We start from the raw sequence: 23,026 nt of genomic DNA, 5'->3' as shown, positions 1-23,026 counted from the left end.
GCGCCTGAGCTCGGGTGCGCGCGCACCCGGGCTCAGGCGAGCAGCTCGTCGAGGAAGTCGCTCGGCACCCCGTCGAGCACCGGATGATGGTGCGCGTCATGGGCTTGCGTGCGCAGCACGTGCAGCAGCCCGACGACGCCGGGACCTGCGTCGAGCAGCGGCCGGGTCCAGCCGAGGTCGGCGCAGGTGCGCAGCACCGGCAGCACCAGCCCGGTGGCCTCGCCGACCCAGCCCGCCGTCGCCAGGCACTCCGCCAGCAGCAGCGTCGCGTCCAAACCCGCACGCGGCCGGGACTGATCGAGCAGGCGCGCGTAGAGCACCCTGGCGTGCCTGGCGGCCCGATCGTCGGCGCGCAGGCGCTGCTCGGCCAGCAGTGCCCTGATCTCGGCGATCTCGCGGGCCTCCGCGATGAGCACGGCGGCCCCGGACTTGCGCCGCTTGCCGTTGCCGGACAGCTCGGCGGCGAACCGGTCGGCGCCGTCGCCGGTGGGCAGGCCGAGCCGGGACCGCTCGGCCCGCACCTGCGCGTCGAGCCGGGCCAGGCCGTTCTCCGCGGCCACCCGCGTGCCCTCGTCCAGGCGCGCCGCCGCCGTGTACTGGTCGCCGAGCGCGGCCTTCACCCGCGCCCCGATCACGAAGGTCGCGACCAGGAAGTCGACCGGGCCGACCCGGGTGACCAGTTCATGGCTCTTGTCAAGCAGCCGGTCCGCCAGCGCCAGATCGCCACGCCGGTAGGCCACTTCGCCGAGCAGCGCCGCGGCGACGCGCGCGGCGTCCGAACGCGGGCCTGCCCCGTCTCGTGCCTTCTCGTAGGCCAGCTCGAAACACTCGGTGGCGGTGGCGATGTCGAGTTGCTCATAGGCGGCGGCACCACGGCAGCAGAGCCCGAAGACCGCGCCGAGCGGGTCCTTCGACTGCACGTGATAGTCCGCGGCCCAGTCCTGCATCTCCGTCACACCCACGAAGTCGAATTCGCAGATCCGGACGAACGAGATCAAGTTGGCTGCGGTCGAGACGATCCACGCGGGCAGCTCGCCCGGGTCGGCCAGCAGGTCCGCGAGGTGGTCGGCCACCTCAGCGGTGTCATCGTGCGCCACCCGGTCGGCGGCGTCGAGCACCGTTGCCGCACCCAGTTGTTCGGCCAGCTCCGGCTCGCCGCCACCGCGGGCGAGCAGATTCGACAGCCTGCCCAGCGCCGAGCGTGCCGTGCTGGTTTGCTGGAGGTTCATATTGGCCCGCGCGACCGCCATCAGCAGCTTGGACCGTGACGCGACCTGTTGCACCGGCAGTTTGGACACGCTGCCTAGCAGGGTCGCCAGCCGGGAGCGGTCGATCAGATCCATGCCGCCGCTCTCGAGCAGGTCGCCTGCGAGCTTGAGATCGGTCGCGGCCAGCGCGTGGTCGACCGACTTGCGCAGCAGGTTGTGCTCGGCGTACCAGCGAGCAGCCTTGCGGTGCAGCAGCTTCGCGCGTCCGGGGTGCATGCGTTCGAGCCGGGTGCGCAGGTGCTCGGCGAACAGCGGTTGCATCCGGTACCACTCCGGGTCGTGCTCGATCCGGTGCACGAACAACTCGCGCTGCTCGGCTTGTTCGAGCATCGACGCGCCGTCGGGGACATCGGCGAGCAGCGAGGCCAGCGAGCCGTTGACCCGTTCGACCACCGAGATCGCCATCAGGAACTCCAGCAGCTCCGGATCCATGCTGTCCAGGACGTTCTCGGCCAGGTACTCCCGCATCCCGTGCCCGCCCTCGGCGAGCTGACCGAGCAGCTGAGCCGGGTCGGCCTTGCCGCGCAGGGTCAGGCTCACCAGCTGGATCGCGGCGGGCCAGCCCTCGGTGGCGGTGTGGATCTGCTCGACCTGCTCGTCGGTGAGCGCGAAACCGTGGCGCTCCACCAGGATCTGGCGCGTCTCGGCCTCGGTGAGCCGCAGCTCCGCCGCGCCGAGCTCGACCAGCTCGTCGCGGACCCGCAGCCTGCTGATCGGCAGCCCGGACTGGTCACGGCTGGTCACCACGAAACGCACATGGTGACAGCCGTTGTCGAGCAGGGTCGCCATCGCGCGGTGCACGCCGGGGTCGCTGACCCGATGCCAGTCGTCGACGACGACCACCACGCTGCGGTCGCTGGCGTGGATCTCATCGATCAGGGTCGCGATCACGAACGCGGCGGCGTCGGCGGGGCGCTCCTCGAGCACCTGCTCCAGGCCCGCGCCCACGTCGGGGCGGACCCGGCGGATGGCCTCGATCAGGTGGGCGAGGAACCAGATCTCGCTGTCGTCGTCCTGGTTGATACCGAGCCAGGCGACCGGGATGTCGCGGGCGACCAGGTCGGCCCGCCACTGGGCGGCGACGGTGCTCTTGCCGAACCCGGCGGGCGCGTGGACCAGGGCGAGCCTGCGACGGCCACCGGCGCGCAGCACGTCGAGCAGGCGCTGTCGCGGGAGGGGCTCGCGGGCCGGCGTCGGCGGCCGGAACTTCGTTGCCGCGGTCGGTGGAAAGGTGCCGGTGTTGCCACTGCGCAGCGGTACAGCGGAGCCGACGGGCTGCAAGGTCAGGGGCCAGCTGCGGCGGGCGGTGACGGCTTTCAGCGATTCCGGGGTGTCCGCCTCGGCGGTTTCCGCTGTGGTGTCGAGCAGGGCCATCTCGTCGGGCATCTGGCCGTGCGCGCGCTGCACCTGGCGCAGCATCTCGCCGAATTCGTAGGCCGAGGCGGGGCGGTCGTCCGGGTCGGGTGACATGGCCTGTTCGATCACCGCGGCGACGTCGGCGGGAATGTCCATGGCGCGCAGATCCGGCACCGGCTGGGTGGTGATCCGCAGGAACTGCGCGACCACCTTCTCCCCCGCCTGCCGCTCGAAGGCGGCGTGGCCGGTCAGCAGGGCGAACAGGGTCGCGCCGAGGCCGTATATATCAGACCGAACAGTCGGTTCATGACCTTTGAGCACCTCGGGCGCGGTGAACGCGGGCGAACCGGTGATCATGCTGCTCGAGGTCTGGAAGCCGCCGGGAATGCGGGCGATGCCGAAGTCGGTGAGCTGCGGTTCGCCGTATCCGCTGATCAGCACGTTCGCCGGCTTCACATCGCGGTGCAGGATCCCGGCCCGGTGCGCCGACTCGATCGCCGCCGCCAGCTTCACCCCGGCGCGCAGGGTATCGGCCCAGGTCAACGGTCCGCGATCGTGGATGAGACGTTCGAGCGAACCGCGCGAGCAGTACGGCATGACGATCAGCGGCAGCCCGGTCGCGGTCACGTCGACCTGCAGGATGTCGACGATGTTCGGATGCCCGGACAGCCTGCCCATCGCCTGTTCCTCGCGCAGGAACCGTTCCCGGCTCTCCTGATCGATCTCCGAGGACAGCACCTTCACCGCGACAACCCGGTCCAATGCGGGCTGCAAACACCGGTACACCACGCCGAATCCGCCGCGCCCGATCTCCTTGGCCCCCGTCAGCCCCATGGCACCGAGCTCGGCGACAGCCGCCTCGTCGATCTCCCCCGGCACCTTGGCCCGCTGGGTACTGGTCCCCACCGGTGACGACTCGGACGGCCCGCGCTGTATACGGGTCGGCTCCGGTTCCATGTGACCACCCCTCGAAGCGAATCGGCGTCACCGGCGTTTCAGTCGGCATACGGACCCCCGAACAATCCGTACATATCCAAGCTAGCGCGATCCGGCATCTATCGGGTGGAGATTCGATGCTGTGGCGGCATCGGTTACCCGCCGTTCATCGCACCGCGAGGGCGATGACCTGCGTGCGCTGCGCCGCGGCGAAGTTGTTGTCCGCGACCAGCACCAGCGTGCGCTCGCCGGAGGGCAGCCGCCGCCACGTCATCGCTTCCACGCCGCGGCGTTTCCGGTCAGTGCGGGGTGGATGACCGGCGGGCGTTGAGGGCGTACATGATCAGGGCGCCGAGGGCGGCGCCGACCGGCCAGGACAGGGCGGTGATGTTGCCGGAGTCGGGGGCGAGGGCGACGACCACCGCGACCGGACCGGCGATGCCGAGGGCGATCAGCGCCTTGGGGTTGAATCCGCGGGTGTACCAATAGCTTCCGGTGGGCTGGTCGCTGTAGAGGTCGGCCAGGACGGTGCGCTGGCGGCGCACCAGGTAGTAGTCCACCACCAGGATGCCGAACACCGGCCCCATCAGGGCGCCGACGCCGCCGAGGAAGTAGATGATGAAGTTCTGGTTCTCCCACAGCTTCCACGGCAGCACCACGATCGACAGCAGGGCGGTGATCACGCCACCCGTGCGGAACGAGATGTACTTCGGCGCCGCGTTGGAGATGTCGTAGGCGGGCGAGACGAAGTTCAGCACCACGTTGATGCCGACGGTCGCGGTGGCGAACAGCACGGCGGCAATCACCACGATCACGTCGCTGTCGATATCGGCGACCAGCGCCACCGGGTCGGCGAGCACCTTGCCGTACACCTTCAGGGTGGCCAGCGCGATCACGATGGACAGCACCACGAACGCGGTCTCGTTGAACGGGATGCCCCAGGCGTTGCCGCGCAGGACGGCCTTACGGCTGGGCGAGAAGCGCGCGAAGTCGGCGTAGTTCACCAGCGGTCCCGCCATGAACGCCACCATCAGGAACGCCACGCCGACGAAGGTCGCGACAGTCGCGCCGCCGCTGAGCGGTTCCCCGGCGCGCGCGTTGAAATCGATGCTCCAGTCGGCCTTGCCGAGAATCCAGATCGCCAGCGCGATCATCCCGATCCAGACCGCGGGCCCGGCGAAGTCGGAGGCCTTGCGCACCACCTCCATGCCGTAGTTGATGATGGCCAGCTGCACGGTCCACAGCACCAGGAACGCGATCCAGCCCAGCGTGGAGAGGCCGAGGACGTCGTTGCCGGTCAGCGATTCGAGGCCGGGCGCCACCCGCAGCAGCAGGACCATCAGCGCGGTCGAGGCCAGGTAGGTCTGGATGCCGTACCAGAACACCGCGACCAGGGCCCGCAGCAACGCGGGGATATTGGCGCCGAACACCCCGAACGCGCCGCGGGCGAAGACCGGGAACGGCACCCCGACCTTCTGCCCCGCGACGCCGATCAGGTTGCTGCCCAGCCACAGCAGCAGCACACCGGCGAACAGCGCGAGCATCGTCTGCCAACCGGTCATGCCGAGGGCGAGCATGCCGACGGCGAAGCCGTAGCTGGCGATGCTGTGCGCCGAGGTCATCCAGAGGCAGAAGATGTCCCAGGTACGCCAGGTCGCCGTCTCCTTGGTAGTTGGTGCCAAGTCGTCGTTGACCAGCGTGGAACCGCCCGGCGCGTCATCGGACCGCCGTACCCGAGTTTCTGTCATCGGATGTCCTTCGTACTTCGATCGTGCTAACTGTTCCGCGGAAAACCGAGGTCGATGCCGCCGTGGCTCGGATCGAGCCAGCGGGAGGTGATCGCCTTCTCCTGGGTGAAGAAGGCGAAACCGTTGGGGCCGTAGGCTTTCGCGTCGCCGAACAGCGACGCCTTCCAGCCGCCGAAACTGTGGTAGGCCACCGGAACCGGGATCGGCACGTTGACGCCGATCATGCCCACGTTCACCTGCCGCTGGAAGCGCCGCGCTGCCCCGCCGTCGTTGGTGAAGATGGCGGTGCCGTTGCCGTAGGGCGAGGCGTTGATCAGCTCGACGGCCTGTTCGAACCCCTCGACCCGCACCACCGACAGGACAGGGCCGAAGATCTCGTCGCGGTACACCGCCGAGCTCACCGGCACCCGGTCGATCAGGGTGGGGCCGAGCCAGAAGCCGTTCGGGTCGCCGTCGAAGCTCGACTCGCGCCCGTCGACCACCAGCGTCGCCGCGTCGGCGACGGCGGTGTCGAGGTAGCCGGCCACCTTGTCGCGGTGTTCGCGGGTGATCAGCGGGCCCATGTCGCAGCCGCGGCGGCCGTCGCCGGTGCGCAGGTCCTTCATCCGCTCGGCGATGCGCGCCACCAGGTCGTCGGCGACGGACTCGGTGGCCAGCACCACGCTCACCGCCATGCACCGCTCGCCCGCCGACCCGAATCCGGCGTTGACGGCGGCGTCGGCGGCCAGATCGAGGTCGGCGTCGGGCAGCACCAGCATGTGGTTCTTCGCCCCGCCGAGGGCCTGCACGCGCTTGCCGTCAGCGCTCGCGGTCCGGTACACGTACTCGGCGATCGGCGTCGAGCCGACGAACGAGATGGCCCCGACCTCGGGATGGGTGAGCAGCGCGTCCACGGCCTCCTTGTCGCCGTGCACCACATTGAGCACCCCGGCCGGGAGCCCGGCGTCGGCGGCGACCTCGGCCAGCCAGTTCGCCGCCGACGGATCCTTCTCGCTCGGCTTGAGCACGACGGTGTTGCCCGCCGCGATGGCGATCGGGAAGAACCACAGCGGCACCATGGCCGGGAAGTTGAACGGGCTGATGATGCCGACCACGCCCACCGGTTCGCGCACCGAGTACACATCGACCCCGGTCGAGGCGTTCTGGCTGAACTCGCCCTTGAGCAGGTGCGGCATCGACAGCGCGAACTCCACCACCTCGAGCCCGCGCGCGATCTCCCCTGCCGCGTCGGCGAGCACCTTGCCGTGTTCGGCGGTGAGGATCTCGGCCAGCGCGTCCTTGCGGGCATTGAGCAGTTCGCGGAAGTTCAGCAGGAAACGGTGCCTGGTGGCGATCGAGGAATCGCGCCAGCCGGGCAGCGCGGCCGCGGCGGCCTTGACCGCGGCGTCGACATCGGCGGCCGTCGCCATCCGTACCGTACGGCGCGGCACGCCGAGGGCGGGGTCGAATACCGGTGCGGTACGGGTGGATTCACCGGTCCACGGCTTGCCGTCGACCCAGTGCTCGAGTGTGTCGGTGGGATGCGTCATCGGATCTCCAAAGGGTTGGCCAGTACTTCACTCAGCGCGGCGACGGCCTCGGCGACCTCGGCCTCGGTGACCACGCAGGGCGGGACGAAATGAATCCGGTTGTCGGCGCCGAACACCAGCACGCCCCTGGCGGCCAGCCCGGCCTTGATCCGCGCGATGGTGGCGGCGTCGACCGGCTCGCGGGTCGCCTGGTCGGCGACCAGCTCGATCGCCCAGAACACGCCTTCGCCCCGCACCTCGCCGACGATCGGATGCTCGGCGGCGAGCTTGTCCAGCGCGGGGCCGATCACCGTGCGCCCGATCCGCTCGGCGTTGTCGACGATGCCCTCGGCGGCCATGGTGTCGAGTGCGGCCACGATCGAGGCGGCCGCCAGCGGATGCCCGCTGTAGGTCAGGCCGCCGGGGAAGACCCGGTCGTCGAAGGTGGCGGCGATGGCATCGGAGATCACCACGCCGCCGACCGGCACGTACCCGGAGTTCACGCCCTTGGCGAAGGTGATCAGGTCGGGGGTGACGTCGTAGCCGTCGAACGCGAACCACCGTCCGGTGCGACCGAATCCGCACATCACCTCGTCGAGGATCAGCACGACGCCGTAGCGGTCGGCGATGGCGCGCACCCCGGCCAGATAGCCGGGCGGCGGCACGAGGATGCCCGCGGTGCCGGGCACGCTCTCCACCAGGATCGCCGCGACGGTCTGCGGCCCCTCGGCCTGTACCACCCGTTCCAGGTGCCGCAGCGCGCGTTCGCTCTCCTGTTCCGGCGTCTGCGCCCAGAACTCGCTGCGATACAGGTAGGGGCCGAAATAGTGGACGTGGCCGCGCGCGTACTCGTTCGGCATCCGGCGCCAGTCGCCGGTGGCGACCACCGCCGCACCGGTATTGCCGTGATAGGACCGGTAGGCCGAGAGCACCTTGTCGCGACCGGTGTGCAGGCGCGCCATCCGGATCGCGTTCTCGACGGCGTCGGCGCCGCCGTTGGTGAAGAACACCTTGTTCATGCCGTCCGGAGCGCGCTCGGTGATCCGCGCCGCCGCCTCGCCGCGCTGCAGATTCGCCACCGCGGGACCGATGGTGGTCAGGCGGGCGGCCTGCTCGGCGATCGCGGCCGTGACCACCGGATGCTGGTGTCCGATATTGACATTCACCATCTGACTGGCGAAGTCGAGGTACTCGCGGCCCGCGTGGTCCCACACCCGGCAGCCGCGGCCACCGGCCAGCACCATCGGATCCAGGCTCGCCTGCGCCGACCACGAGTGGAACACGTGGGCGCGATCGAGTTCGTAGGCGCGTGCGTCCAGGTCGACGCCGACCGTCGCCCCGGTCATGCCGACACCGTCGTCGCGGTGACAGCCTCGCGCAGCCGCGGGATCACCGTCTCGCCGTAGACACGCAAGGTCTCCTCCTTGTTGTCGTGTTGCAGATAGCCCGCGAACTGGTCGACGCCGAGATCGGCGAGGGCCCGCAGTTTCGCGATGTGCTCCTCGGGGGTGCCGAGCACGCAGAAGCGCTCCACGATCTCGTCGGAGACGAAGTCGGCGTGGGTGTTTCCGGCCCGGCCGTGCTCGTTGTAGTCGTAGCCGTGCCGATCGGCGATGTAGTCGGTCAGCGCTTTCGGAACGCCGCCGCCGGTCCCGTACCTGGCGACGATGTCGGCGACGTGATTGCCGACCATGCCGCCGAACCAGCGGCACTGCTCACGCATGTGGGCGCGATCGGTGCCGATGTACATCGGCGCGGCGACACAGATCTTGATCGAATCCGGATCTCGTCCAGCGGCTTTCGCCGCGGACCTGACGGTCCCGATCATCCACTCGGCGATATCGAGATCGGCCAGTTGCAGGATGTAGCCGTCGGCGACCTCGCCGGTCAGCGCCAGCGCCTTCGGCCCGTACGCGGCGACCCAGACCTCGAGGGCCGAGCCGGTGCTCCAGGGGAATTGCAGTGTGCTGCCGTTGTATTCGACCGGGCGCGAGTTCGCCAGTTCGCGGATCACGTGGACCGATTCACGCAGGACGGCCAGCGTGGTCGGCTTCCCGCCACCAACGCGCACCGCCGAATCGCCGCGTCCGATCCCGCAGATCGTGCGGTTGCCGTACATCTGGTTCAGCGTCGCGTACAGCGAGGCGGTGACGGTCCAGTCCCGAGTCGCCGGGTTGGTCACCATGGGTCCCACCGTGATCCGCTTCGTCTCGTGCAGGATCTGGCTGTAGAGCACGTACGGCTCCTGCCACAGCAGATGCGAGTCGAAGGTCCACAGGTGGCTGAAGCCGTACGCCTCGGCCAGTTTCGCCAGCTGCAGGGTGCGCGCGGCCGGTGGATTGCACTGAAGTACCGCTCCGAATTCCATGGCGTCTCCTCAGATCAGGTACTGACACGGGTCACGGCGCACGAACTTCCCGTCGCCCTTGCGGCCCCGGTATTCGCCGTCGGCCACCAGGACCTTGCCGCGGGAGAGCACCACGTCGACGTGGCCGTCGATCTCGTAGCCCTCCCAGGCCGAATGGTCCATGTTCATGTGGTGGGTCTTGCCCATCCCGATGGAGGTGTGGCCGTCCGGGTCGTAGACCACGATGTCGGCATCGGCGCCAGGGGCGAGAACGCCCTTGCGGCCGTAGAGGCCGAACATCCGGGCCGGGGTGGTCGAGGTGATCTCGACCCAGCGCTCCAGGGTGATCCGGCCCTCCACCACGCCCTGATACATCAGGTCCATCCGGTGTTCCACCGAGCCGATCCCGTTGGGAATCTTGGAGAAATCACCGATCCCCATGTCCTTCTGCCCCTTCATGCAGAACGGGCAGTGATCGGTGGACACCATCTGCAGGTCGTTGGTGCGCAACGCCTGCCACACCTGGTTCTGGTGGTCCTCCTCCCGCGAGCGCAGCGGCGTCGAGCACACCCATTTCGCGCCTTCGAAGCCCGGCGCGCCGAGGTTGTCCTCCAGCGAGAGATACAGATACTGCGGACAGGTCTCGCCGAAGACGTTGCGGCCACGATCGCGGGCCGCGGCCAGCTGCGCCACCGCCTGTTTCGCCGAGACGTGCACCACGTACAGCGGCGCGCCGGTGAGGTCGGCGAGCATGATCGCGCGGTGCGTGGCCTCCTCCTCGAGCTGCCAGGCCCTGGCCACTCCGTGGTAGTACGGATCGGTCTTGCCCTGGGCGAGCAGCTGTTCGACGAGCACGTCGATGGCCGGACCGTTCTCGGCGTGCATCATGGTGAGCAGCCCGGTGTCGGCGCCGGTCTGCATGGCCCGCAGGATCTGCGCGTCGTCGCTGTAGAACACGCCGGGGTAGGCCATGAACAGCTTGTAGCTGGTGATGCCCTCGTCGGGCAGTCGCCGCAGCTCCGCCAGCGACTCCTTGTTCACCTCGCCGATGATCTGGTGGAACGAGTAGTCGACGGCGCACTGCCCGGCGGCCATCTCGTGCCAGGTCTGCAGGCTCTCCGGCACCCGCTCACCGAACTTCTGCACCGCGAAGTCGATGATCATGGTGGTGCCGCCCCAGGCGGCGGCCCTGGTGCCGGTCTCGAAGTCGTCGGCGGCGGTGGTGCCGCCGAACGGCATCGACATGTGCGTGTGCGCGTCGATACCGCCGGGGATGACGTACTTGCCGCTCGCGTCGACGACCGTGTCGACGGTCTCGGCGAGGTTCGCGCCGAGCACGGTGCTGCCGGGTTCGAGCAGCGCGACGATGCGTTCACCGTCGACCAGCACGTCGGCCGCGCCACGCCCGGTGGCGGAGACGACGGTTCCGCCGGTGATCAAAGTCGTTGCCATGCCTACCCTCCCGTGCTCAGGGCGCCACGATGGCGTCGTAGGAATCGGGGCGGCGGTCGCGGTAGAACTGCCAGTCTCCGCGCACTTCGCGCACCACATCCAGGTCGATGTCGCGGATCACCAGCTCGTCGGTGCCGGTGGAGGCGATATCGCCGACGAAGTTGCCGCGTGGATCGACGAAATACGAACTGCCGTAGAAGGTCACCGCGTCGTCGCCGAATTCGGCTGTCTCGGTGCCGATCCGGTTGTTCGCGGCGACGAAGTACTGGTTCGCCGCGGCGGCGGCCGGCTGTTCGAGTTCCCAGAGCCGGTTCGACAGACCGGGTTTGGTGGCGGAGGGGTTGAACACCAGTTGGGCGCCGCCGAGGCCGTAGGCGCGCCAGCCCTCCGGGAAATGGCGGTCGTAGCAGATGTAGACGCCGATCTTGCCGACCGCGGTGTCGAACACCGGATAGCCGAGATTGCCGGGGCGGAAGTAGAACTTCTCCCAGAAACCCGGCAGGTTCGGAATGTGATGCTTGCGGTATTTGCCCAGGTAGCTGCCGTCGGCATCGATCACCGCCGCGGTGTTGTACAGCACCCCTGGCTGCTCTTCCTCGTACACGGGGAGCACGATCACCATCTGATGCGCCCGCGCCAGTTCGGCGAAACGCTCCGTTGTCGGGCCCGGCACCGATTCGGCGTATTCGTAGTACTTCTTGTCCTGCACATTGCCGAAATACGGCCCGTAGAACAGTTCCTGGAAGCAGATGACCTGCACTCCAGCGGCCGCGGCCTCCTCGACGAAGCCCTCGTGCTTGGTGAGCATCGACTTCTTGTCGCCGGTCCACGTGGCCTGGGTGATGGCTGCCTTGATTGTCGTCACCTGTCGATCTCCTACCGAAGTTGGTTATGTTATCTTCGACGGTAAACATTTCCTGAATATTTCAGTCAGTGCCGGAAGTGTAAATCTCGCATCGAGATCGAGAAGTGGAAATGAACGACCGGATTCAGATCGATGACCCGACGCCTGCCGGGATCGCCGGGGCCATCGCCCGCCTGATCACCAGCGGAGAGCTACGTCCGGGTGATCGGCTGCCGACGGTGCGGGAGCTGTCAAGCCGTCTGGGCGTGAGTCCGGCGACCGTCAGCCACGGCTGGCGGGCACTGGCCCAGGCCGGGCTCGTCGTTTCCCGGGGGCGCAGCGGCACCTTCGTCGCCGAGAGCGGACACCGGCCACGACCCACCTCCCGCACCGACGGTATGACCAAGGGCGCCACCTCGGCGCGGCTCGACCTCTCGCTGGGCACCCCCGACCCGCTGCTGCTCCCCGAGATCGGCACGCTCCTGTCCCGGCTGGCCACCGGCGCCGAGACCACCGACTACCACCAGGCGCCGGTGGTACCCGAGCTCGGTCGGCTACTCCAGGCCGACTGGCCGACCAAGTCCGGAGCGCTCACCGTGGTCGACGGGGCCATGGACGCCGTCGCCCGCAGTCTGCAGGCGGTCGTCCGCTTCGGCGACCGGGTGATCGTGGAGGACCCCACCTTCCCGTACATCCTCGACTACCTCGACTCCATCGGCGCCGAGACCGTCCCGGTCGGCATGGACGAACAGGGGCTGCTGCCCACCGAATTCGCCCGCGCACTGGCTACCGGGGCCACCGCGGCAGTCCTGCAACCGCGTGCGCAGAACCCGACCGGCGCGTCGATGAGCGCCGACCGCGCCGCGGAACTGGCCGACATCCTGCGTCGCGGCGAACACCGGTGCATGGTCATCGAGGACGACCACTCGGGTCCGGTGGTGCCTGCCCCCGATGTCAGTCTCGGGCGCTGGCTGCCCGACCAGGTGCTGCACGTGCGCAGCTACTCCAAATCGCACGGGCCGGATCTGCGGATCGCGGCGCTGTCGGGCCCGGAGGAGGTCATCGACCGGATCGTCGCCACCCGGGTACTCGGACCCGGCTGGACACCGCGCATCCTGCAGCGACTCCTGCACGAAATGCTGCGCGACGAGACCGTCACCCGCACTGTCGAATTCGCTCGCGACCAGTACCAGGCCCGGCGCCGGGCCCTGGTCACCGCGCTCGGCGCCCACGGTGTGCGGGTCGCGGACGGCCAGGGCCTCAACGCGTGGCTCCCCGTCGCCGACGAGCGCAGCGCCCTGGTCCACCTGGCGGCCAACGGCATTCGGGTCGCACCGGGCGGACCGTTCTTCGCCGCCGATCGCGGACACCCCGAGGCGGTGCGCGTCACCATCGCACCGCTGACCGACGCCGTCGACGAGGTGGCCGCCGTCCTCGCCATGGCCGCGCGCCCCCGCCAGGCCGAGTACTTCTCGCTCGGCGACGGCACACACTGAGCGCGAACGACGGAAGCCCGCCACCGAGACGGTGACGGGCTTCCGATCCGGCCGCAGCCGGGTACTGCTTACTTGCGCAGGGAGGCCGGGACCTCGAAGCGCGGGCCGAACTTCTTCGCCAGCTCGTCGGCGCGGGCCACGAAGGCCTCCTGGCCGCCGGGGTAGCCCACGATGAACTGGTGCGAGCCGCCCGACCAGGCCGGGAAGCCGATGCCGAAGATCGAGCCGATGTTCGCGTCGGCGGTGCTGGTGAGCACGCCTTCGTCGAAGCACTTCTGGGTCTCGATGGCCTCGGCGAACATCATGCGGTCCTTGAGGTCCTGGAAGGTGACACCCTCCGGGAGCTCACGCTGCGAGTTGTAGATCGAGCGCAGCTCGTCCCACAGGCCGGTGGCCTTGCCGTCGACGTAGTCGTAGAAGCCAGCGCCGCCCAGCTTGCCGGTGCGGCCCTGGTCGTTGACCATCGTGTCGATGACCTGAGCGGTCTTCGCGGACGCGGCGTTGAGCTCGCCACCGGCAGCAAGGATGGCCTCGGAGGTCTCCTTGTAGATCTTCTGCATGGTGGTGAAGTTCAGCTCGTCCGACAGCTTCAGCGGCGCGGCCGGGTAGCCGGCCTGCAGGCCCGCCTGCTCGATGGTGGCCGGGTCGATGCCCTCGGCGACCATGGAGATGGCCTCGTTGATGAAGGTGCCGATCACGCGCGAGGTGAAGAAGCCACGGCTGTCGTTGACGACGATCGGGGTCTTCTTGATGGCGAGGGTGTAGTCGTACACCCGGGCCAGCGCCTCGTCGGAGGTGTTCTTGCCCTTGATGATCTCCACCAGCGGCATCTTGTCCACGGGGGAGAAGAAGTGGATACCGATGAAGTCCTCGGAGCGCTTGACGCCCTCCGAGAGCAGGGTGATCGGCAGGGTCGAGGTGTTCGAGCCCAGCAGCGCGTCGGGATCGACGATGTCCTCGATCTCCTGGAAGACCTTGTTCTTGAGCTCGGGGTTCTCGAACACGGCCTCGATCACGAAGTCGACGCCCTTGAAGTCGGCGGCGTCCGCGGTCGGGGTGATGCGAGCCAGCAGCTCGGCCGACTTCTCCGGGGTGGTCTTGCCACGGGAGAGCGCCTTGGCCTCGATGGCCTCCGAGTACGCCTTGCCCTTCTCGGCGGCCTCGATCTTGACGTCCTTGAGGACGACCTCGTAGCCGGCCTTGGCCGAGACGTAGGCGATGCCCGCGCCCATCATGCCCGCGCCGATGACACCGATCTTCTTGATCTCACGCTTCGGCACATCCGCGACCGACGGACGCGAGCCGCCGCCGTTGATGTGGTTCAGGTCGAAGAAGAACGCCTGGATCATGTTCTTCGCGACCGGGCCGGTCAGCAGGTGCGTGAAGTAGCGACCCTCGATGGTCAGCGCGTTGTCGATGTCGACCTGCGCGCCCTCGACCGCCGCGGCCATGATGGCGCGCGGGGCGGGCATGTTGGTGCCCTTGATCTGCTTGCGCAGGTTGGCCGGGAACGCGGGCAGGTTCGCCGCGAAGGCCGGGGTGGACGGGGTGCCGCCGGGGATCCGGTAGCCCTTCTTGTCCCACGGCTGCGCAGCCTCGGGGTTGGCCGCGATCCACGCCTTGGCGGCGGGCAGCAGCTCCTCGACGGAGGAAACGACCTCGTCGATCAGGCCGATTTCCTTGGCCTTGGTGACGCGGTGACGCTGACCCTGCAGCAGCACCTGCATCAGCGCGTTCTGCAGGCCGAGCATGCGCACGGTGCGGGTCACGCCGCCGCCGCCGGGCAGCAGGCCCAGGGAGACCTCGGGCAGGCCGATGGCCGAACCCTTGACGTCGGCCGCGACGCGGTAGTGGGTCGCCAGCGCGATCTCCAGGCCACCGCCGAGGGCGGCGCCGTTGATGGCGGCCACGACCGGCTTGCCGAGCTGCTCCAGGCGGCGCAGCGGGGCCTTGACGCCGTCGAGCATCGCCACGACCTCGGCCGCGTTGTCCGGGCCGACCTGCATCATGTTCTTCAGGTCGCCGCCGGCGAAGAAGGTCTTCTTGCCGGAGGTGATGACGACACCGGTGATGTCGTCCTTCTCGGCCTCCAGGCGGTCCACGGTCGCGGCCATCGAGGTGATGTACGCGTCGTTCATGGTGTTGGCGCCCTGGCTGGGGTCGTCGATGGTGAGGACGACCACGCCGTCGGCGTCCTTCTCCCAGCCGATGATGTTGTCAGTCATAGTTTTTCGTTCTCTCCTATGAGAAGTTTCGGCCGGGGATCAGACGCGCTCGATGATGGTGGCGACACCCATGCCGCCGCCGATGCACAGGGTGACCAGGCCGTAGCGCGCGTTGCGGCGCTCCAGCTCGTCGACCACGGTGCCGGTGATCATCGCGCCGGTGGCACCCAGCGGGTGGCCCATGGCGATCGCGCCACCGTTGACGTTCAGCTTCTCGTCCGGGATGTTGAGGTCCTTCTGGAACTTCAGCACCACGGAGGCGAACGCCTCGTTGATCTCGACGAGGTCCATGTCCTCGATCGTCAGGCCGGCCTTGGCCAGGGCCTTCTTCGCGGCCGGGGTGGGGCCGGTCAGCATGATGGTCGAGTCGGCGCCGGAGGTAGCGGTCGCGACGACGCGAGCCTTCGGGGTCAGGCCCGAGTTCTTGCCCGCCTCCTCGGAACCGATCAGCACCAGGGCGGCGCCGTCGACGATGCCCGAGCTGTTGCCACCGTGGTGGACGTGGTTGATCTTCTCGATGTAGGTGAACTTCTGCAGCGCGACGGCGTCGAAGCCACCCATCTCACCGATGCCGGCGAAGGAGGGGTTCAGCTTGCCGAGGTCGGCGGCGGTGGTGCCGGGACGCATGTGCTCGTCGTTGTCGAGCACGACGAGGCCGTTCTGGTCCTTGACCGGAACGATCGACTTGGCGAAGTAACCACCGGTGGTGGCCGCGGCGGCCAGCTCCTGCGAACGCACGGCGTAGGCGTCGACGTCATCGCGGGAGAAGCCCTCGATGGTGGCGATCAGGTCGGCCGAGATGCCCTGCGGCACGAAGTAGCCGTCGTAGTTGGTGGCCGGGTCCAGGGCCCAGGGGCCGCCGTCGGAGCCCATCGGCACGCGCGACATCGACTCGACGCCACCGGCGATGACGAGGTCGTCGAAGCCGGAGCGAACCTTCTGCGCAGCCAGGTTCACGGCCTCGAGGCCGGAAGCACAGAAGCGGTTGAGCTGGAAGCCACCGACGGTGTCGGGCAGACCCGCGATGGTGACCGCGGTGCGGGCGATGTCCATGCCCTGGTCACCGACGGGGGTGACGACACCGAGGATGAGGTCCGAGATCTGGTCCTCGTCGAGGTTGGGGAAGCGGCCACGCAGCTCCTGGATCAGACCAACAGTCAGATCGATCGGCTTGACCGAGTGCAGCGAGCCGTTCTTCTTGCCGCGGCCGCGCGGAGTGCGGATGGCCTCGTAGATGTAGGCCTCTGTGGTCATATCGGAGTGTTTCCTTCCTTGGGGTGCGGTGGCCGCACGAACGCCACGACCAATCGTCTCGACGCCGTACAAATCCCGGCAAGCACCAGCGGAGCATAGAACCATGCCCATCCGGCGTTTCCGGCCACCCGTTCATACTACCGTGGTGTGCGAACTCCGGTTAACTTAACGTGGTCCGGCGGGTGGCTGTCAACCATCCAGACTCTTCGCTCCGAGCTCGCTGCGCAGCAACGCCAGAGCGACCTCGTCCGGGTCCTGCCGGTCACCGGGCGCCACCGGCTCCGCCGCGGCGGCCAGCATCTCCTGCTCCTCTTCCGGCGTCGGCGGCGCCAGCACCGCGTCACCCGGCCTGCCACCGCGCCCGGAATCGCCACCGGACCGGGCCGAATCCGATCCGTACCCCTCCTCCGGACCCGGGTCGTCGGGTAGGTCGGGGAAGTCGGGCGGCGGAATGTCGTCGTCGGACATCGGCTTGGCCTGCCCCGACGCACTCGCCTGATTCCCGTTGGCCTGACTGGGCCGCGAGAACTTCGGCCGCCCGGCCGGCTTGCCCTCACCCCGCGCAGGCGCGCTCACCACCTTCGCCGCCGGACGCGGCGCGGGCGCCCCCGTCTCCCAGCGCACATCCAGCTCGCGCCCGAGCACCGCGCGCACGGCCGACCGCACCGCCTCGATATTGCGCGGATCGGACAACCGCTGCGCCAACGGCGGACTCTGATGCGCGAACACGATCACGTCGCCCTCGGCCCGCGACACCGCCGCCCCCGACAACAACGCCTGCAAGGTCGGCCCGAACTCCCGCACCTTCCCCTTGATCTCCGCCCACGCCCCGTCGACGAGCGCGACGAGATCTTCGGCCGGGGCGGCAGGCGCCTGCGGTGCCGCTGCTACGTGCGGAGCGGCAGGCGCTTCCGAGGGCGGCGGGGTCTGCGGGGCTCCGACCGTCCGCGGGCCTGCGGCTTCCCTGGAAGCGGCGGAGGCCTGCGGGGCGGCGGACGGAGGCTGTGCGGGCGAATCGACATGCGGCGCCGAGGTTTCCGAGCCACCGGCGTGCGTCTCATCAGAGTGCGGGGTGCCCGGATCGACAACTCGCGACGCGGGCACGGCCGTGTCGCCTGCCGGCCGCCCGCCGTCCGCGTCGGCCGCGACCCGGGCCTGGGCGTCGATCGGCCGCCCAGCGGACGACACCGCGTCACCCGCAGGACCGGCTCCCTCTTCTGCCACCGAAGATGCCTGAGAGACAGAGCTGTCCGATGCCGCGCCGTCGACAGACTGTGCGGCCGCCCCGCGCGCGGGCTGAGTGGTCGGCGGATTCTGCTGCGAGTCCAGTGGGTTCTGTTGCGCGGCAGCCGCGCTCTGCCGCTCGGAAGATGGGTTCGGCTGCTCGGCAGGCGCGCCCTGCTGCGAACCCGGCACGTTCTGCTGGGTGGGCGGCACGTTCCGCTGCGCAACCGGCGCATCGTGCTGCGCAGGCGGGGCCGATGGGGTCTGCACAGCAGGCTCGGCTGCGACAGCGGGGTTGCCTACGGCAGCCGCGGGACGTTCACGGGTCGGCTCGGACGCCCCCGGTCCGCCTGCGGCCGCGGCCTTTTCGGCCTTGGCCGCCGCGAGGAGTTCCGCACCGCGACGGCGGCTCTCGCCACCGGCTGCCGGGCGCTGAGCCGGTGCGGAGGCACGCTCGGCGGGCGGTTCACCGGCGGCGGGGCCGGGACGCGCGGGGGCGGCGGGAATGGCGCCGCCCGCGAATCCGCGCTCCAGGCGTTCCAGGCGCTGCAAGGTCGCGGACTCGGTGTCGGAGACCGAGGGCAGGAGCATGCGGGCGCAGATGACCTCGAGCAGGAGGCGGGGGGCGGTGGCGCCGCGCATTTCGCCGAGGCCCTCGTGCAGGAGCTCGGCGTAGCGGGTGAGGGTGGCGGGACCGAGGCGTTCGGCCTGGTCGCGCATGCGTTCCAGGACGTCGCCGGGGCCGGAGACCAGGCCGCGCTCGGCGGCGTCGGGGACAGCGCGCAGCAGGATCAGGTCGCGCAGGCGCTCGAGCAGGTCGACGGCGAAGCGGCGCGGGTCGTGGCCCGCTTCCATGACGCTGTCGATCGTGCGGAACAGCGCGGCGCCGTCGTCGGCGGCCAGCGCGTCGATCGCGTCGTCGATCAATGCCACATCGGTGACGCCGAGCAGCGAGACCGCGCGCGGATAGGTGACGCCGTCGGGCCCGGCGCCGGCCAGCAGCTGGTCGAGCACGCTCAGACTGTCGCGCGGCGAACCACCACCGGCCCGGATGACCAGCGGATACACCGCCTCCTCCACCGGCACGTGCTCCTGCTCGCAGATCTTGCCGAGCAGGCCGCGCATAGTGGCGGGCGGCAGCAGCCGGAACGGATAGTGGTGCGTGCGCGAACGAATGGTCGGCAGCACCTTGTCCGGCTCGGTGGTGGCGAAGATGAAGATCAGGTGGGCCGGCGGCTCCTCGACGATCTTGAGCAGCGCGTTGAAGCCCGCCGTGGTGACCATGTGCGCCTCGTCGACGATGAACACCCGATACCGCGACTCGGCGGGCGCGTAGAACGCGCGATCGCGCAGCTCACGGGTGTCGTCGACGCCACCGTGACTGGCCGCGTCGAGCTCGATGACGTCGAGATTGCCCGCACCGCCGGGGCCCAGCGCCACACACGAGGCGCAGACACCGCACGGCGTCGAGGTCGGGCCGTCGACACAGTTCAGCGAGCGTGCGAGGATACGCGCGGAGGAGGTCTTACCGCAGCCGCGCGGACCGGAGAACAGATACGCATGGCTGATCCGTCCGGTATCCAGCGCCGTACTCAGCGGGTCGGTGACATGCTCCTGACCCACTACCTCAGCGAACGTCGCCGGTCGATACTTCCGGTACAGAGCCACGGCCCACAGGCTACCGCCGCCCACCGACAGGTGGATGAGCGGCCGACGCGTGGCCACGCCTCCCCGAGTTCGCCGCAAAATTGTGACATGAATCACAGTTCAAGTACAGGTTGGGACAAGGCGGGCAAACCCGGTCGGCCGAGCGCAACGGCCGAGTTAACGACTGCCCGTCACGCGGCGATTCCCGCCAGTATCGGCGGTCGATCCTGGTTGCGGCCGGAATGCGTACTCACTCCCCGGTTGAGCCGCACTTTCCAGATGTAACGAAACAGTCAATGGTCGTGACATCGGCGCAAGCCGCTGGCTACCGTGGATCTCGGCAACTTCGGTGGCCAAACCTTCATCAGGTTGGTGACCCCGGCCGGTCCCTCATCCCGGCCGGGGCACAACCTTCGCGCACCGTATCGCTCCCCCACCGCCGACCGGAGGAACGTTTCACCGTGCTGTCGTGTGATGACATCGCAACCGCCTGGCTCGCCCACACCGACTTCGCAGGCGACCATGCCGCTGTCGGCCTGCTGAGCAGGGCGATCAGCCCTCAGGACTTCGACATAAAGCGCGATTCGCTGCCCGTCGCCGCCGCGGCGGACCCGGCGACCGCCGCGGCCATCCTGCAACTGCTCGAACGCGGGCAGGTGCCGACGATGGCGGCGATCCGCACCCTCACCGCGCAGAACGAGATGCGCCGCGAGGCCGAGCGGATCGAACGCCTCGGCAGGCGCGCGCAGCGCAGCATCGACGAGTTCGGCCGCATCCTGGCCAGGCTCGCCGCCGCGCACTGGTCCGAGCACGGCATCGGCCCGACCAGGCGCGACATCCTCGCCGACGCCGAGATCACCGAGCTCATCGCCGAGCGGGTCGGCGAGATCGCGCCGTCGGCGGTCAAGCATCTGTGGCTGATCGAGCGGGCGCAGCGCGCGGGCTGGATCGCCTCGAACGCGAGTCCCGGTTCGCTGTGCCCGGCCCGCCGCTGGCACACCATCAAATACGGCAACCGGGTGTCGCAGAAGCCGGTCAACATGATCGGGAAGCTGGTCGCGGGTTTCGTCTTCGAGCACACGGCCGAGCGGGGCAGGCCGCCGAGCTGGGCCGCACTCGCCCGCGACGCGCGCGACGACCGCGGCAGGCGGGTCTTCTTCGACGTGGCCGACGCGCACGCCCAGCGGCGCTGGCTGATCACCGCCGAATGGCTGGCCGACGGCGATGACCTGCCCGTTCCCGGTAAGCGCGGTACCAGGGCGCTGGCGAAGGAGAACCGGAGCTAGAACCCGGCCGACACCAGCCCAGGTGGTGAGCATTCGGTAATTTCCTTGCAACGCAATCACGCGTGGAAGGAGTTACCGTGCCCGCAACGATCGATCCTGCGGCCACCGCCTGGCTACTCGCGGCTACCGCCATGGTGCTGTTGATGACGCCGGCGCTGGCCGTTTTCTACGGCGGGATGGTGCGCTCCACCGGCGTGCTGAACATGCTGATGATGAGCTTCATCGCGATCCCGCTGGTCACCGTCGTCTGGCTGGTCGCCGGGTACAGCCTGGCCTTCGGTGACGATGCCGGCGGCGGCCTCATCGGCAACCTCGAGCACGCAGGCCTGGCCGGGATCGATCCCGGCTCCGTGCGCGGCTCGATCCCGGAACTGCTGTTCGTCACCTTCCAGCTGACCTTCGCGATCCTCACCGCCGCGCTGGTCTCCGGCGCGATCGCCGACCGCGCCAAGTTCGCGGGCTGGATGGTCTTCGTCCCGCTGTGGACGCTGGCGGTGTACGCGCCCATCGCGCACTGGGTGTGGGGACCCGACGGCTGGCTGCTCGATTTCGGCGCGCTCGACTACGCGGGCGGCCTGGTGGTGGAGATCGCCTCCGGCGCTTCGGCCCTGGCTCTTGCCCTGGTGCTCGGCCCGCGCATCGGCTTCAACATCGACGCGATGCGCCCGCACAACCTGCCGTTCGTGCTGCTCGGCGCCGGTCTGCTGTGGTTCGGCTGGTTCGGGTTCAACGCCGGTTCCGCACTCGGCGCCACCGGCACCGCGGCCGCGGTCTTCCTCAACACCCTCGTCGCCGGCAGCCTCGGCATGCTCGGCTGGCTGATCGTCGAGCAGCTCCGCGACGGCAGGCCGACCACCTTCGGCGCGGCCTCGGGCGCCGTCGCCGGTCTGGTCGCGATCACCCCGTCCTGCGGCGTGATCAACACGCTCGGTTCGGTGATCGTCGGCCTGGCCGCAGGCGTCGTGTGTTCGTTCGCGGTCGGCTGGAAACACAAGGCGGGCTATGACGATTCGCTCGACGTGGTCGGCGTGCACTTCGTCGGCGGCATCGTCGGCACGATCCTGATCGGCCTGCTCGCCACCGAGGTGATGACCGGCGGCGTGAACGGCCTGCTCTACGGCGGCGGCTTCGCCCAGCTCGGCAAGCAGATCGTCGCGGTACTCGTAGTCGCGGCCTACGCGTTCACGGTGTCGTTCGTGATCGGCAAGGGCATCGACAAGGTGATCGGCTTCCGCGTCAGCAAGGAAGACGAAACCGCGGGCATCGACTTCGCCCTGCACGCCGAGACCGCGTATGCCGAAGGCGTGCACGGCAGTTCACCCCGCCGCTTCGGCGAAGGCCACTACGGCGGGCACTGACCGCTAACTGACTTCGCTCGCGCCTGCCGTGAAGGTGTTGCACTTGGGGGTGAGGTTGTGGTCGAGGCCTGCCTCGAACCACTGACCACCGTGCTCGGAAGTGCCGTGGTCGCGCATGTCACCTGGCCCGTCACCGCGGCCGTAGGAGTCTTTGGTGGCGACGGTGACCTGCGCGGCCGACAGCGAACCGCCGCCCTTCGACGAGGCGATGAACATGCCGTCGAAGCAGTTGGCCTGCAACTCGACTCGGCGGGAGAGCTCGAGGCCCTTGGGTGAGCGGGCACCCGCGTCGACGCGTTCGCTGTTGGCCTTGCGCAGGATGCCCGACTGGGCCTGCACGTGGTGGCCGTACTCGTGCGCGAACACCGACAGGTACACCACCCAGTTGTCGCGGAACTGGTCGGTCTGCAGCTGGCTGATCGGCATGTAGATGGTCTTGTTCGCGGCGCAGTAGAAGGCGGCGAAATTGCTCGTCGAGCCGGTGCACGGGGTGGTGATGCCCGCGGTGGTCGCGGTGACGCTCAGCGTCGGCGACTCGAACGGCAGATTGTTCTCGGCCAGCAGCGGTTTCCACGCCGATTCCAGGCAGCGGGCAGCCGATTCGAAGAACGCGCGCGCCTTGTCGACCTGCGTGCTCCACGGCGCGTAGTCGCAGGACGCCGGAACCAGGGTGCCGTCGGCGTCGGTGAGCAGCGGGTTGTCGCTGGTCGCCGCCGGTGCGGTGCCGGGCTGCGGCTCGTAGGTGGTGCTCGGCTTCGGACCGATGGCGCCGATCCCGACATCGATTCCGGTGTTGACGGCGAACTTCACCAGGCCGCCGACCACCAGGAAGACGATCACGAGAAACAGCGAGGTCAGGCCGCCGCGGCGCTTACGCGGCGGCGGGGTCGGGCGGCCGGGCGGGCCGTAGGGCATCGGCGGCGGACGGTAGCCCGACGGCGGGCCGTAGCCCTGCCGCGGTCCATAACCCTGTGGATAACCCTGGGGCTGTTGATAACCGGGCGGGCCATATCCGGGCTGTGGTCGATATCCCGGCGGCTGGCCATAGCCAGGGGGCGGCGGAACAGGTCGTCCACC

15 protein-coding genes are annotated in these 23,026 nt (G+C 69.1%); 3 read left to right on the top strand and 12 right to left on the bottom strand.

What is annotated here, in order from left to right:
- Nucleotides 1-32: 32 nt before the first annotated feature.
- The 8 genes from IEY60_RS23870 to IEY60_RS23835 form a co-directional block, all read right to left on the bottom strand.
- Entirely contained in the window at nucleotides 33-3,581 is a 3,549-nt protein-coding gene (locus IEY60_RS23870) for a serine/threonine-protein kinase (protein WP_189032324.1), read from the bottom strand.
- A gap of 145 nt (nucleotides 3,582-3,726) precedes the next feature.
- Nucleotides 3,727-3,834, bottom strand: coding sequence for an esterase-like activity of phytase family protein (locus IEY60_RS23865; RefSeq protein WP_229740063.1), 108 nt, complete (start codon nucleotides 3,832-3,834; stop codon nucleotides 3,727-3,729).
- A 25-nt stretch (nucleotides 3,835-3,859) separates the two neighbouring features.
- Complete coding sequence (locus IEY60_RS23860) at nucleotides 3,860-5,308, bottom strand: NCS1 family nucleobase:cation symporter-1 (protein ID WP_189032316.1); 1,449 nt, start codon at nucleotides 5,306-5,308, stop codon at nucleotides 3,860-3,862.
- A 26-nt stretch (nucleotides 5,309-5,334) separates the two neighbouring features.
- Complete coding sequence (locus IEY60_RS23855) at nucleotides 5,335-6,837, bottom strand: CoA-acylating methylmalonate-semialdehyde dehydrogenase (RefSeq protein WP_189032314.1); 1,503 nt, start codon at nucleotides 6,835-6,837, stop codon at nucleotides 5,335-5,337.
- Nucleotides 6,834-8,162 (bottom strand): aspartate aminotransferase family protein, encoded by a 1,329-nt coding sequence (locus IEY60_RS23850; RefSeq protein ID WP_189032312.1) that lies wholly within the window; start codon nucleotides 8,160-8,162, stop codon nucleotides 6,834-6,836. Before IEY60_RS23850 ends, IEY60_RS23855 begins: the two co-directional genes overlap by 4 nt.
- A complete protein-coding gene (locus tag IEY60_RS23845) occupies nucleotides 8,159-9,184 on the bottom strand; it encodes a TIGR03842 family LLM class F420-dependent oxidoreductase (protein WP_189032310.1) in 1,026 nt (341 codons plus the stop codon). Before IEY60_RS23845 ends, IEY60_RS23850 begins: the two co-directional genes overlap by 4 nt.
- Nucleotides 9,185-9,193: 9 nt before the next feature.
- On the bottom strand, nucleotides 9,194-10,615 hold the full coding sequence (gene hydA / locus IEY60_RS23840; protein WP_189032308.1) for a dihydropyrimidinase: 1,422 nt from the start codon (nucleotides 10,613-10,615) through the stop codon (nucleotides 9,194-9,196).
- A 16-nt stretch (nucleotides 10,616-10,631) separates the two neighbouring features.
- Complete coding sequence (locus IEY60_RS23835; protein ID WP_189032306.1) at nucleotides 10,632-11,480, bottom strand: nitrilase-related carbon-nitrogen hydrolase; 849 nt, start codon at nucleotides 11,478-11,480, stop codon at nucleotides 10,632-10,634.
- Between the two features lie 110 nt (nucleotides 11,481-11,590).
- On the opposite strand from IEY60_RS23835, the gene IEY60_RS23830 reads away from it, so the two are divergent.
- On the top strand, nucleotides 11,591-12,955 hold the full coding sequence (locus IEY60_RS23830) for an aminotransferase-like domain-containing protein (RefSeq protein WP_189032304.1): 1,365 nt from the start codon (nucleotides 11,591-11,593) through the stop codon (nucleotides 12,953-12,955).
- 68 nt (nucleotides 12,956-13,023) lie between these two features.
- Here IEY60_RS23830 and IEY60_RS23825 read toward each other — a convergent pair whose 3' ends face one another.
- The 3 genes from IEY60_RS23825 to IEY60_RS23815 form a co-directional block, all read right to left on the bottom strand.
- On the bottom strand, nucleotides 13,024-15,180 hold the full coding sequence (locus IEY60_RS23825) for a 3-hydroxyacyl-CoA dehydrogenase NAD-binding domain-containing protein (protein ID WP_189032295.1): 2,157 nt from the start codon (nucleotides 15,178-15,180) through the stop codon (nucleotides 13,024-13,026).
- Between the two features lie 39 nt (nucleotides 15,181-15,219).
- The gene (locus tag IEY60_RS23820) at nucleotides 15,220-16,434 is read right to left on the bottom strand and encodes an acetyl-CoA C-acetyltransferase (RefSeq protein WP_189032293.1); all 1,215 of its coding nucleotides are present in this window, start codon (nucleotides 16,432-16,434) and stop codon (nucleotides 15,220-15,222) included.
- Between the two features lie 189 nt (nucleotides 16,435-16,623).
- Nucleotides 16,624-19,326, bottom strand: coding sequence for a DNA polymerase III subunit gamma and tau (locus tag IEY60_RS23815; protein WP_189032291.1), 2,703 nt, complete (start codon nucleotides 19,324-19,326; stop codon nucleotides 16,624-16,626).
- Nucleotides 19,327-19,766: 440 nt separating this feature from the next.
- On the opposite strand from IEY60_RS23815, the gene IEY60_RS23810 reads away from it, so the two are divergent.
- Both IEY60_RS23810 and IEY60_RS23805 read left to right on the top strand, forming a co-directional pair.
- A complete protein-coding gene (locus IEY60_RS23810; RefSeq protein WP_189032289.1) occupies nucleotides 19,767-20,591 on the top strand; it encodes a hypothetical protein in 825 nt (274 codons plus the stop codon).
- A gap of 77 nt (nucleotides 20,592-20,668) precedes the next feature.
- A complete protein-coding gene (locus IEY60_RS23805) occupies nucleotides 20,669-21,949 on the top strand; it encodes an ammonium transporter (RefSeq protein WP_189032287.1) in 1,281 nt (426 codons plus the stop codon).
- Between the two features lie 3 nt (nucleotides 21,950-21,952).
- Here the strand turns inward: IEY60_RS23805 and IEY60_RS23800 are convergent, their stop codons facing one another.
- On the bottom strand, nucleotides 21,953-22,864 hold the full coding sequence (locus IEY60_RS23800) for a neutral zinc metallopeptidase (protein ID WP_189032285.1): 912 nt from the start codon (nucleotides 22,862-22,864) through the stop codon (nucleotides 21,953-21,955).
- Nucleotides 22,865-23,026: the final 162 nt, after the last annotated feature.

Source organism: Nocardia rhizosphaerihabitans (genome assembly GCF_014646295.1).
GTDB classification, from domain to species: Bacteria; Actinomycetota; Actinomycetes; order Mycobacteriales; family Mycobacteriaceae; genus Nocardia; species Nocardia rhizosphaerihabitans.
The sequence above is the reverse complement of the archived record's forward strand: the minus strand, read 5'-3'. Positions and strand labels throughout refer to the sequence as shown.

Excerpts from the sequence above, each read along its gene's own strand:
- IEY60_RS23870 (WP_189032324.1), bottom strand. The coding sequence starts at position 3,581 with ATGGAACCGGAGCCGACCCGTATACAGCGCGGGCCGTCCGAGTCGTCA.
- IEY60_RS23865 (WP_229740063.1), bottom strand. The coding sequence starts at position 3,834 with ATGACGTGGCGGCGGCTGCCCTCCGGCGAGCGCACGCTGGTGCTGGTC.
- IEY60_RS23860 (WP_189032316.1), bottom strand. The coding sequence starts at position 5,308 with ATGACAGAAACTCGGGTACGGCGGTCCGATGACGCGCCGGGCGGTTCC.
- IEY60_RS23855 (WP_189032314.1), bottom strand. The coding sequence starts at position 6,837 with ATGACGCATCCCACCGACACACTCGAGCACTGGGTCGACGGCAAGCCG.
- IEY60_RS23850 (WP_189032312.1), bottom strand. The coding sequence starts at position 8,162 with ATGACCGGGGCGACGGTCGGCGTCGACCTGGACGCACGCGCCTACGAA.
- IEY60_RS23845 (WP_189032310.1), bottom strand. The coding sequence starts at position 9,184 with ATGGAATTCGGAGCGGTACTTCAGTGCAATCCACCGGCCGCGCGCACC.
- hydA (WP_189032308.1), bottom strand. The coding sequence starts at position 10,615 with ATGGCAACGACTTTGATCACCGGCGGAACCGTCGTCTCCGCCACCGGG.
- IEY60_RS23830 (WP_189032304.1), top strand. The coding sequence starts at position 11,591 with ATGAACGACCGGATTCAGATCGATGACCCGACGCCTGCCGGGATCGCC.
- IEY60_RS23825 (WP_189032295.1), bottom strand. The coding sequence starts at position 15,180 with ATGACTGACAACATCATCGGCTGGGAGAAGGACGCCGACGGCGTGGTC.
- IEY60_RS23820 (WP_189032293.1), bottom strand. The coding sequence starts at position 16,434 with ATGACCACAGAGGCCTACATCTACGAGGCCATCCGCACTCCGCGCGGC.
- IEY60_RS23800 (WP_189032285.1), bottom strand. The coding sequence starts at position 22,864 with ATGCCCTACGGCCCGCCCGGCCGCCCGACCCCGCCGCCGCGTAAGCGC.